At 62.3% G+C, this 11658-nt stretch carries 10 protein-coding genes; 7 read left to right on the top strand and 3 right to left on the bottom strand.

Going from position 1 to position 11658, the window contains the following annotated elements:
• Positions 1-61: 61 nt before the first annotated feature.
• Genes LOY50_RS01585 through LOY50_RS01575 form a run of 3 tightly spaced genes read left to right on the top strand, consistent with a single transcriptional unit; the run spans position 62 to position 3751 of the window.
• Positions 62-1870, top strand: a complete 1809-nt coding sequence (locus LOY50_RS01585) for an ATP-binding protein (protein WP_072342767.1) — start codon at positions 62-64, stop codon at positions 1868-1870.
• A complete protein-coding gene (locus tag LOY50_RS01580) occupies positions 1867-3258 on the top strand; it encodes a sigma-54 dependent transcriptional regulator (RefSeq protein ID WP_258690184.1) in 1392 nt (463 codons plus the stop codon). The genes LOY50_RS01585 and LOY50_RS01580 overlap by 4 nt, the downstream gene beginning before the upstream one ends.
• A 37-nt stretch (positions 3259-3295) precedes the next feature.
• Complete coding sequence (locus LOY50_RS01575; protein ID WP_258690183.1) at positions 3296-3751, top strand: thioesterase domain-containing protein; 456 nt, start codon at positions 3296-3298, stop codon at positions 3749-3751.
• Between the two features lie 150 nt (positions 3752-3901).
• On the opposite strand, the gene cysQ is transcribed toward LOY50_RS01575, so the two are convergent.
• The gene (cysQ, locus tag LOY50_RS01570) at positions 3902-4729 is read right to left on the bottom strand and encodes a 3'(2'),5'-bisphosphate nucleotidase CysQ (protein ID WP_214510972.1); all 828 of its coding nucleotides are present in this window, start codon (positions 4727-4729) and stop codon (positions 3902-3904) included.
• The gene (gene nudE, locus LOY50_RS01565; RefSeq protein WP_003196729.1) at positions 4726-5292 is read right to left on the bottom strand and encodes an ADP compounds hydrolase NudE; all 567 of its coding nucleotides are present in this window, start codon (positions 5290-5292) and stop codon (positions 4726-4728) included. Before nudE ends, cysQ begins: the two co-directional genes overlap by 4 nt.
• Positions 5293-5380: 88 nt before the next feature.
• Here nudE and yrfG point away from each other — a divergent pair, with 88 nt between their 5' ends.
• Positions 5381-6043: a GMP/IMP nucleotidase gene (yrfG, locus tag LOY50_RS01560; RefSeq protein ID WP_214510974.1), complete on the top strand. Its 663-nt coding sequence runs from the start codon at positions 5381-5383 to the stop codon at positions 6041-6043.
• Between the two features lie 581 nt (positions 6044-6624).
• Here the strand turns inward: yrfG and lysM are convergent.
• The gene (gene lysM / locus LOY50_RS01555) at positions 6625-7065 is read right to left on the bottom strand and encodes a peptidoglycan-binding protein LysM (protein ID WP_024619134.1); all 441 of its coding nucleotides are present in this window, start codon (positions 7063-7065) and stop codon (positions 6625-6627) included.
• A 133-nt stretch (positions 7066-7198) separates the two neighbouring features.
• On the opposite strand from lysM, the gene LOY50_RS01550 reads away from it, so the two are divergent.
• From LOY50_RS01550 to LOY50_RS01540, 3 genes are all read left to right on the top strand, one after another.
• Positions 7199-8086: a LysR family transcriptional regulator gene (locus LOY50_RS01550; protein WP_003196722.1), complete on the top strand. Its 888-nt coding sequence runs from the start codon at positions 7199-7201 to the stop codon at positions 8084-8086.
• A 93-nt stretch (positions 8087-8179) separates the two neighbouring features.
• Positions 8180-9019, top strand: a complete 840-nt coding sequence (gene fdhD / locus LOY50_RS01545; protein WP_253470942.1) for a formate dehydrogenase accessory sulfurtransferase FdhD — start codon at positions 8180-8182, stop codon at positions 9017-9019.
• Positions 9016-11364 (top strand): FdhF/YdeP family oxidoreductase, encoded by a 2349-nt coding sequence (locus LOY50_RS01540; RefSeq protein WP_258690182.1) that lies wholly within the window; start codon positions 9016-9018, stop codon positions 11362-11364. Before fdhD ends, LOY50_RS01540 begins: the two co-directional genes overlap by 4 nt.
• Positions 11365-11658: the final 294 nt, after the last annotated feature.

Genomic DNA, 11658 nt, shown 5'->3' with positions numbered 1-11658 from the left:
CAAATAGTATTTGCAAGGCAACTAGGCATAATACGCCTGTCACCACAGGCGTCCGAGGCTCATGAATTCCACCCTTCCCCGCAGACCCCGTTGGCGCAGCCTGGCCTTGCTCGCGCTGTGCCTGGCGCCCTTGCTGTGGCCGTTGGAACACCTGGCCGAACGTTATTACCGCAGCGAGCTGGCCGGGCAGAACCGCCAGACCCTGGACCTCTACGTCGCCAACCTGTTGGGCACGCTGCACCGCTATGAGGTGCTGCCACAGATTCTCGGCGACCTGCCGGCCTTGCGCGCCGCCTTGTCGGCACCGGACGATGGCGTGACCCAAGGCAATGCCAACCGGCTGCTGAAAAACATCAGCGCCCAGACCGGCGCCGAAGTCATGTACCTGATGGACCCTTCCGGCAAGACCCTGGCCGCGTCGAACTGGGACAAACACGACAGTTTCGTCGGACGCAATTTCGCCTTCCGGCCGTACTTCATCGAAGCCATGGCCGGGCACCTGGGCCGCTTCTTCGGCCTCGGCACGACATCGGCCAAACGCGGTTATTTCTTTGCCGCCGCCGTGCGCGACCGCGAAAAAGTCATCGGCGTGCTGGTGGTCAAGGTCGACCTCGACCACACCGAAAGCCTGTGGGGCAAGACTCCCGAACAATTACTGGTGACCGACCACAACGGCGTGGTCATCCTCACGTCGCGACAGGAATGGCGATTTCGCGCGACCCGGCCCTTGAATGACGCCGAGCGCGAGGCCATCAGCGCGGTACAGCCGTATCCGACCCGCGAGCCCAAGCCGCTGAACCTGAACGCCAACGCCTGGCTGACCCAGACCCAGTCCATCGAGGAAACCGGCTGGAGCGTAAGCATTCTCGCCCCGCGCACCCTGATTGATCGTCCAGTGCGCACCGTGGTCGCCATCGGTGGCGCCGCCTTGCTGGTCTTGATGCTGTTGCTCGGGCTGATGATGCAACGCAGACGCCACTACCTGGATCGAATCGCCTTCGAAGCCAAGGCCCGTCACGAATTGGAAGGCCGAGTGGCCGAGCGCACCAGCGACCTGGAAGGACTGAACCGACGGTTGAAGCAGGAAGTGCTGGAGCGTGAACAGGCTCAGCAAGAGTTGGTCCGTGCCCAGGATGACCTGGTACAGGCCGGCAAGCTGTCGGCCCTGGGCACCATGTCGGCGAGTATCAGCCACGAACTCAACCAACCGCTGGCAGCGATTCGCAGTTACGCGGAAAACGCCGAGATTTTGCTCGATCACCAACGCACCGAGGACGCCCGGGGCAACCTCAAGCTGATCAGCGAACTGACCGGGCGCATGGCCTCGATCATCGCCCACCTGCGCGCCTTCGCCCGCCGCGATCGACATGCGCCGGAAAGCGTTGCCCTGCAACCGGCGCTGGACGACGCCCTGGCGCTGCTCGCCAAACGCCGGCGCAGCATGGAAGTGGAACTGATCCGCGACTTGCCGGCCGCCACGCTGTGGGTGGAGGCCGGCGAAACCCGCTTGCGCCAGGTACTCGGCAACCTGCTGGCCAACGCCCTCGATGCGCTCACCGAGAAAGGCCCACCGCGCAAGCTCTGGCTCAGTGCCCAGGCCACCGAAACCGGCGTCAACCTGTACATCCGCGATAACGGCCCGGGGTTTTGCATGGAAGCCCTGGGCCGCGCCGGCGAACCCTTCTACACCACCAAGACCCGCACCCAGGGCCTTGGCCTGGGGCTGGCGATCTGCGACACCCTGATGCGCGCCTTTGGCGGCGAACTGTCGTTCGCCAACCACAAGGAAGGCGGCGCCCTGATCACCCTGAAACTGCGCGCTGGAGCCCCCGGGGTGAGCCTGCAACCGTCCGAGGACCGAAGTGTATGACCATCGACAACCGGATTGAGGTGGTGCTGATCGACGACGATCCCCATTTGCGTCAGGCCCTGAGCCAGACCCTCGACCTGGCGGGCCTGAAAATCCTGCCGCTGGCCGAAGCCAAGGGTGTGGCCGCGCAACTGCCCCGTGACTGGCCGGGCGTGGTGGTCAGCGATATTCGCATGCCAGGCATGGATGGTCTCGAACTGCTGGGCGAACTCCACGCCCAGGACTCAGAGCTGCCGGTGCTGCTGATCACCGGCCACGGCGACGTGCCACTGGCGGTGCAGGCAATGCGCGCCGGAGCCTATGACTTCCTGGAAAAACCTTTCGCCAGCGATCATTTGCTCGACAGCGTACGCCGCGCCCTGGCCTTGCGCCGGCTGGTGCTGGACAACCGCAGCCTGCGCCTGGCCCTGAGCGATCGCCATGAACTCAGCGCCCGCCTGGTCGGCCAATCGACACCCATGTTGCGCCTGCGCGAGCAGATCGGTGCATTGGCCGCCACCCGCGCCGACGTGCTGATCCTCGGTGAAACCGGAGCCGGCAAGGAAGTGGTCGCCCGTGCATTGCACGATCTTTCAGGCCGGCGCAACGGCCCCTTCGTGGCGATCAACGCCGGGGCCCTGGCCGAGTCGGTGGTGGAAAGCGAGCTGTTCGGCCACGAACCCGGCGCTTTTACCGGCGCGCAGAAGCGTCGTATCGGCAAATTCGAATTCGCCAACGGCGGTACGCTGTTCCTGGATGAAATCGAAAGCATGAGCCTGGATGTCCAGGTCAAGCTGCTGCGCCTGCTGCAAGAGCGCGTAGTGGAGCGGCTGGGGGGCAATCAACAGATCCCGCTGGATATCCGCGTGATCGCCGCCACCAAGGAAGACCTGCGCCAGGCCGCCGACCAGGGGCGTTTTCGCGCCGACCTGTATTACCGCCTGAACGTCGCGCCGCTGCGCATACCGCCCTTGCGTGAACGGGGTGAAGATGCGCTGATGCTGTTCCAGCATTTCGCCGACGAAGCCAGCGCTCGCCACGGGCTGCCGTCCCATGAATTGCAACCGGCACAACGGGCGCTGCTGCTGCGCCACAGTTGGCCGGGCAATGTGCGGGAACTGCAGAACGCCGCCGAACGTTTTGCCCTGGGCCTGGAACTGGCCCTGGATAACGCCGCGCCCGACGGCAGCCCCGGCGCACCGGTGGAAGTGGTCAGTGGCGGCTTGAGCGAGCAGGTGGAAAACTTCGAGAAAACCCTGATCGCCGCCGAACTGGCCCGCCCCCACAGCTCGGTGCGCAGCCTGGCCGAAGCCTTGGGCATTCCACGCAAGACCTTGCACGACAAGTTACGCAAACATGGGCTGCACTTCGGCGACAGCAGCCATGGTTCGGCCGATGAGTCCGATTGAGTTATCGTCATTTCCCGTTCAAGCAAAAGGCCCCGCAATGAACCGCGACAGTCGTTACCTGGAATCGATCCTGCACCACGACATCCCCTTGACCCGGGACATGGGCCTCAAGGTGCTCGATTGGCAGGCCCGACAACTGCGCCTGTCCTTGCCGCTTGCAGCCAACGTCAACCACAAGAGCACCATGTTCGGTGGCAGCCTGTATTGCGGCGCGGTGCTCGGCGGCTGGGGCTGGCTGCACCTGGCCCTGCGCGAGGAAAGCATCGAAGACGGGCATATCGTGATTCAGGAAGGGCAAATCAGTTATCCGCTGCCGGTGACCCGCGATGCGACCGTCGTCTGCAAAGCCCCCGAGGAAAAGGTCTGGAAGCGCTTCCTGGCCACCTACCGGCGTTACGGACGGGCGCGGCTGGCGTTGCAGACGCGGGTGATGAATACCGGCAGCGAGGACGTGGCGGTGCAGTTCGAGGGGCAGTACGTGTTGCACCGCTAAAACACTGCATACCCCTGTGGCGAGGTATCGCTGTGTGGGAGCAAGGCTTGCCCGCGATGGATGCGCTGCGGTCTTTCAGAGATCGAGGCGCCTGTATCGCGAGCAAGCTTTGCTCCCACAATCCCCTTGCCACAAAGGATCGAGCCAAGCTTAAGAGCGAGCAAGCTCCAGCAGTTTTGCACGCCACGCCGCTTTCGCCGGCAACGCCAGGAACGATGTATTCAACAGCGACTCACGCGGTGGATAACAGAACGGTTCGCCGCTCAAGTCCAACACCTCGCCACCCGCACCTTCCAATACACCCTGGGCGGCAGCGGTGTCCCACTGGGAGGTCGGCGCCAGCCGTGGATAACAATCCGCCGCGCCTTCAGCCACCAGGCAAAACTTCAACGAACTGCCAATACTGGTCAGTTGCAGCTCACCCAGGCTCCCGCTCAAGCCATCCAGCAGGCGTTCCTGCTCCGGGCTGGTGTGCCGACGACTGGCGACCACGGTAAAAACTTCACCTGGGGCCAGGACGTCACGAACCGCGATAGGCAAAGGTACGCCGCCCTTGTCGCCACGCCAGGCACCCAGCCCTGCGCCACCGACGTAAAAACGTCCATTGGTGGGCATCGATACCACGCCGAACACCACACGGCCCTGCTCCACCAACGCGATGTTGACGGTGAACTCCTCGCTGCCGGAAATGAACTCCTTGGTGCCATCCAGCGGGTCTACCAACCACCAGCGATGCCAGCCGGCGCGCACGCTTTGGGCAATATCGGCGTCTTCTTCGGAGAGGATCGGAATATCCGGGGCCAGCGCCATCAGCCCGGCCACGATCACATCATGAGCGGCCATGTCTGCGGCGGTCACCGGCGACTCGTCGGCCTTGTGGTTGACCTGCACGTTGGCGCGCCAGAACGGCAGGATCGCTTCACCGGCCTGGAGCGCCAGCTCGACTACAGGGGCCATCAACGGATGAGGGAAAGTCATGACAGGAACGCTCCACGCTGGGTCAGCAGGTCACGGGCCAGGTACAGCGCCGCCAAGGCCCGACCCTCGGTGAACTGCGGGTTCTGTGCCAGGGCCGACAGCTCACGCAGGTTGACCTTGTCCACGCGCATCGGCTCGGGCTCGTCACCCTCCAGCCGTTCTTCATACAGATCGGTTGCCAGCACCACCTGGATCTTCTGGCTCATGTAGCCGGGGGACAGCGACAGTTCGGTCAGGTGTTCCAACTGACGCGCACCGAAACCGGCCTCTTCCTTGAGCTCCCGTTCGGCCGCCGCCAGCACATCTTCACCTGGCTCGATCAAGCCCTTGGGCAGGGACAGTTCGTAGGCGTCGGTACCCCCGCAATACTCTTCCACCAACACAGCATGGTCGGCATCGAGCATCGCCACGATCATCACCGCGCCGTAGCCCGCCCCCTTGCTCGCCAGACGTTCATAGGTGCGCTCAACACCGTTGGAAAACCGCAATTTCAGTTCTTCCACGCAAAACAGGCGGCTGGTAGCGACGATCTGGCGATCGAGTATGGTGGGTTTCTGGCGCATAAACGGCTCCCTGGGCGATAGCGGGCTACTATACCCGGCCTATTCTGATTGTTTGTGTCGGATATCCGATTACCGCTGGAGAAGTTTTATGGCCTTGCTGCCCTGGCATGAGATCGATACGGTTCTGCTGGACATGGACGGCACCCTGCTGGACCTGCATTACGACAACCATTTCTGGCTCGAACACCTGCCCCAGCGCTACGCCGAACTGCATGGCGTGAGCCGGGCGATGGCCGAGATGGAGCTGCAGCCGCTGTTCGAGCGCAACGCCGGCCAGTTGCAATGGTATTGCCTGGATTTCTGGAGCGCCGAGCTGAAACTGCCGGTACGCGAACTGAAGCTGGAAACCGCGCACCTGATCGCCTTGCGCCCGGACGCCGATACCTTCCTGGCAGCGATCCAGCGGGCCGGCAAGCGCGTGGTGATGATCACCAACGCCCACCGCGATTCATTGTCCCTGAAGCTGGAGCGCATCGAACTGGCCCCTTACTTCGACCGCCTGATCAGCTCCCACGACTACGGCTTCCCCAAGGAAAACCCGCAATTCTGGGACGCGCTGCAAGCCGACTTGAATTTCGACCCGGCCCGCAGCCTGTTCATCGACGACACCCTGCCGGTGCTGCGCAGCGCCCGGGACTTCGGCGTGGCGCACTTGCTGGCCGTGAGCGAGCCGGATAGCCGCAAAGGGCCGAAGGACACAGGGGAGTTTGACGCGTTGGGGGATTATCGGGACTTGATTGCCGGGCTTTGAACCGCGCGGTATTCATCGCGAGCAAGCTCGCTCCCACAGTTGGATCGGGGCACGGCCGGAGAAATAGGCCGGCTGTCAGGCCGCCTCGCGAGCAAGCTTTACTCCCACAAGTCCAGCTCAAACAGAGCTGATGGGTGTACGACCGGGAGAGCCAGGTCGGCTGTTAGGCCGCCTCGGCGTGGACGTTGATCTCGGCGCCCCGTTAACCACGCTGGCCGAACGCAGGCATTGTGGAGTGGGCATCCCGGCATGGATGCCGGGATAGCCGCGCTGGGCCATGGATGGCCCTTCGCGGCGGGCCCACGGAGCAATGCCGGAGTGAGGGCATGCCGAGCCTAAGCGAGGCTCCGAGTGGTGGGGCAAAAGCGTTTTGCTTACTTTTGACTGGGCCGGCTCCCGGGCTTCTCAAAAGTGAGCCGCCGTCAGGGCGGAACCCTAAGCAGCCGTTACCGCAGCAATGGATATGTACTCAGTCAGGCCGCCATCGCGAGCAAGCTCGCTCCCACAGGGGGATCTTTGTTCACCACAGATCCAGTGTGGGAGCGAGCTTGCTCGCGATGAAGGCACCACAGGCCTGAAGGTTACTCGGGGATACGCAACACCTGCCCCGGATAGATCTTGTCCGGATGCGACAGCATCGGCTTGTTGGCCTCGAAGATCTTGTTGTACTTGTTCGCGTCGCCGTACTCGGCCTTGGAGATGGCGCTGAGCGTGTCGCCCTTCTTCACCGTCACGAAACGCGCCGCCTGTGCTACCGGGCCAGTCACCGTGATCTGGTCGTCGACACTGCCGACACCGGCGATATTACCCACCGCCAACAGGATCTTTTCCTTTTCTTCCTGGCTCGCTACTTCACCGGTGACGATGACTTTGTCGCCGTCGATGGTCGCCTGGACATTCGGATTACCCAGGCCGACCTTTTCAATATGCGCTTTCAGTTGTTCGCTGGCATTGGCATTGCCGGGGGTCAGCAGATCGATCAGCTTTTCACCGGCTTCCTTCACAAAGCTAAAGATACTCATGGCACACGCTCCTTGATTTAAGTGTCCAGACGCAAAGACTAGACCAGGCGAAACGAACCCGGTTCCCAACCGACCAATGACCCCGCCACGCGCAAGCGCTAGAATCCGAACCTTCCTGCGCCCTGGAGCGAAGATGGACATCAAGCAGCTGAAATTTCTCATCGCGCTCGACGAAACCCGCCACTTCGGCCAAGCCGCCGCACGCTGCCACATCACCCAGCCGACCCTGTCGATGCGCCTGCGCAGCCTTGAAGAAGAACTCGACCTGCCACTGGTCAATCGCGGCCAGCGCTTTGAAGGTTTTACCGCGCCGGGGGAACGGGTACTGGCCTGGGCGCGCACGGTGCTGGCGGCCTATGACGGGCTGCAGGCCGAAGCGGCGGCCTGTCGCGGCAACCTGGTGGGTACGCTGCGCCTGGGCGTGGTGCCGTTGTCGGACTTCGACCCGCTGGCGATGATGCAGCGCTTGCACGCCGAGCACCCCAGCCTGCGTTTCGAATTGTCGTCCCTGAGCTCCGAACGCATTCTCGAACAGTTGGCGAACAACCGTATCGACCTGGGTATTTCCTACCTGGAACGCCTGGACAACGAACGCTTCGAAGCCCTGCCCTTCAGCCACACCCGCATGGGCCTGCTCTACGACCAGCGCTTTTTCTTTTTCGGCGAACAACCGCTGAGCTGGGAAGCGCTGATCGAACTGCCCCTGGGCATGCTCACCAGCGGCATGCATTTTCGCCAATCCATCGACCACAACTTCCACAGCCGGGGCCTCACGCCTCAACCGCTGTTGCAAACCGACGCGGTGCACCAATTGTTACAAGCTGTGCACGGCGGACTGTGTTGCGCGGTGATGCCCTTGGACAGCGGCCTGAATGTGCTGACCGAAGATTTGCGCATCCAGCCTATCGAAAGCGCGCAGACCTTAGTCCCGCTGGGCCTGATCATGCGGCGCGGCGCCCCACGTTCGGCCTTGGCAGAGGCCTGTTTTGCCCTTTACCAGAAATCATCGACGACTTCTTGATCGACGTCATCTATTGAGAGATCAGTAATAGCGATTAGACGTGGCAGATTGCCGCATTTAGTCTTAACACTATTCCTACTTTCAGTGATGCCTATGAACGACAAGCCTCCGGTCAGTCCAGCGCCAGCGATGGAAACATCCGCGCCGGCCGCCAGCCAGAGCTATCGCTACTGCAATCTGGACCACTCCCAATCGGACAGCACCGCGCTGGCCGAGGAAGTGGCGTTGGCGATTGCCTATAACGGCATCAGCCAGGCGGTCATGCTGGTCACCCCCACCGACCTTGAAGACTTCATCGTCGGCTTCAGCCTCGGCAGCGGCATCATTGAAGACGCATCGGACATCTATGACCTGCAACTGAGCGGCACCGGTGCGGCGCACCATGCCGAGGTGACCATCGCCAACCGCGCCTTCTGGAACCTCAAGCAGCAACGCCGGCAATTGACGGGCACCAGTGGCTGCGGCTTGTGCGGCGTGGAAGCAGTGGAACAGGCATTGCCCAACCTCAAGGTGCTGCCCGGCGCAGCGCTGCCACCGGCCCAATGGCTCGATGGCCTGCGTGACCGTATCAGCCAGTTCCAGCCCCTGGGCCAATACTGCGGCGCAGTCCACGCCGCGTTGTTCATGAACGCCCAAGGCGAATTGCTGCTGGGTCGCGAAGACATTGGCCGGCACAACGCCCTCGACAAACTGATCGGCGCGCTGGTCCGGCAGCAAATCCCGGTGGCCGGCGGCGTGGCGATCGTCACCAGCCGTTGCAGCCTCGAACTGATCCAGAAAGTCCTGCGGGCCGGCATCCAGACCCTGGTCAGCCTGTCGTCGCCCACGGGCCTGGCGGTGCAGTGGGCCCGCCAACACAACCTCAACCTCATCCACCTGCCGCAAAAAAGTGCGCCACGGGTCTACAGCCCTGCGATGGAGAAACAAGCGTGAGCAATCATCAACAAGCCGACCAGAAACCCGTACCGCGCTACAAGCCCTACAAGGGCCCAGCCGGTGGCTGGGGTGCGCTGATCAGCGTCGCTCAGGCCTGGCTGACCAGCGACAATGCGCTGAAAAACATCCGCATGATGCTCAAGACCAACCAGAATGGCGGTTTTGACTGCCCAGGCTGTGCCTGGGGTGACTCGCCGGAAAGCGGCGTGGTCAAGTTCTGCGAGAACGGCGCCAAGGCCGTGAACTGGGAAGCCACCAAGCGCCGCGTCGATGGTGCATTTTTCGCCAAGCACAGCGTGAGCTCGCTGCTGGAGCAGAGCGACTACTGGCTCGAGTACCAGGGTCGCCTGACCGAGCCCATGCGCTACGACGCCGAAACCGACCGCTACAAACCCGTCAGTTGGGAAGCGGCGTTCGACCTGATCGGCAAGCACCTGCAAGGGCTGTCCAGCCCGAACCAGGCCGAGTTCTACACCTCGGGCCGAGCCAGCAACGAAGCGGCCTACTTGTATCAGCTATTCGTGCGCGCCTATGGCACCAACAACTTCCCCGACTGCTCGAACATGTGCCACGAGGCCAGCGGCGTAGCGTTGTCCCAGAGCGTGGGCGTGGGCAAGGGCACAGTGACCTTCGACGATTTCGAACACGCCGACGCGATTTTCGTCTGGGGCCAGAACCCCGGTACCAACCATCCGCGGATGCTCGAACCACTGCGCGAGGCAGTGAAACGCGGCGCCCAAGTGGTCTGCATCAACCCGCTCAAGGAGCGTGGCCTGGAGCGCTTCCAGCATCCGCAGAACCCGATCGAAATGCTCACCAACGGCAATAAGCCGACCAACACCGCCTATTTCCGCCCAGCCCTGGGCGGCGACATGGCGATCTTGCGCGGCATGGCGAAGTTCCTGCTGCAGTGGGAGCGCGAAGCGCAGAATACCGGCGCTGCGGCGGTGTTCGACCACGCCTTTCTCAATGAGCACAGCACCAACGTGCTGGATTACCTGGTGGCGGTCGACGACACGCCGTGGGAACAGATCGTCGAACAATCGGGCATGACCCTGGTCGAGATCGAGCAAGCGGCGCGCATGTACGCCAAAAGCGAGAACGTGATCATGTGCTGGGCGATGGGTATCACCCAGCATCGCCATTCGGTGGCGACCATCCAGGAAATCGCCAACGTGATGATGCTGCGCGGCAACATCGGCCGGCCAGGCGCAGGCCTGTGCCCGGTACGCGGCCACAGCAACGTCCAGGGTGACCGGACCATGGGCATCAACGAGCGTCCGCCAGCGGCGTTCCTCGATTCACTGGAGCGGCGCTTCCAATTCAAGGTACCGCGTGAAAACGGCCACAACGTGGTCGAGGCGATCCACGCCATGGCCGACGGCCAGGCGAAGGTGTTCATTGCCCTGGGCGGCAACTTCGCCCAAGCCACACCGGACAGCCATCGAACGTTCCAGGCCTTGGCCAATTGCGACCTGACGGTGCAGATCAGCACCAAGCTCAACCGCAGCCATCTGGCTCACGGCAAGGAAGCGCTGATCCTGCCGTGCCTGGGCCGCACCGACATCGATCTGCAAACCGAAGGTGCGCAAGCGGTGACCGTGGAAGACTCCTTCAGCATGGTGCATGCCTCCATGGGCCAGCTGCAGCCGCTGTCGAACCAGATGCGCTCCGAACCGTGGATCATCGCCGGCATCGCCGCCGCCACGCTGGGTAGCCGTCCGGTGGACTGGAACTGGCTGGTGGCCGACTACCGTCGCATCCGCGACCTGATCGCCGACACCGTACCTGGCTTCAAGGACTTCAACGAAAAGCTGAAGAACCCTGGTGGGTTCTACCTCGGCAATAGCGCCGGTTCACGGCGCTGGAACACCCCGTCGGGTCGCGCCAACTTCAGGCCCAACCGGTTGCCGACCGATCTTGTGCATGAACGCACCCGGGCCACCGGCCAGTTGCCCGACCTGATCATGCAGTCCATGCGTTCCCACGATCAGTACAACACCACCATCTATGGCCTCGATGACCGCTATCGCGGTGTGAAGGGTCAGCGTGACGTGTTGTTTGCCAACGAAGCGGACATCATTCGCCTGGGCTTCAAGCCGGGGCAGAAAGCCGACATCGTCTCGCTCTGGGATGACGGCCGCGAACGGCGGGTCAAGGGCTTTACCCTGCTGGCATTCGACATTCCTGCCGGGCAGGCTGCGGCCTATTACCCTGAAGTGAACCCGCTGGTGCCACTGGAAAGCACGGGCGATGGCAGCCACACCCCAACGTCGAAATTCGTCGCGATCCGCCTGGAAGCGGCGAGCGAGAATGGACTGATCCTGGCCAAGTCGGCCTGATATAACGTGCGAGTAGATTAGGTTGTGTGGGAGCAAGGCTTGCCCGCGATGAAAGCAGTGCGGTCTTTCAGAAATAGAGTCGCCTGTGTCGCGAGCAAGCTTTGCTCCCACACAGCTTTGCTCTCACAATCCTATTTTTCGAACGCCCACAAAAAAGGCCGTTTTCCATAGAAAACGGCCTGTCCGAAGTAGCTACAGACCGACCAATTTGCCTTAAGTTCCCACCGAAAAACAATAACTTAGAGAACTGTGCACAAGTCGTGTTACTCGTCGGATTTCTATTGTAACCAAGCG

It is taken from the genome of Pseudomonas sp. B21-010 (assembly GCF_024749325.1).
Classification (GTDB): domain Bacteria; phylum Pseudomonadota; class Gammaproteobacteria; order Pseudomonadales; family Pseudomonadaceae; genus Aquipseudomonas; species Aquipseudomonas kilonensis.
The sequence above is the reverse complement of the archived record's forward strand: the minus strand, read 5'-3'. Positions and strand labels throughout refer to the sequence as shown.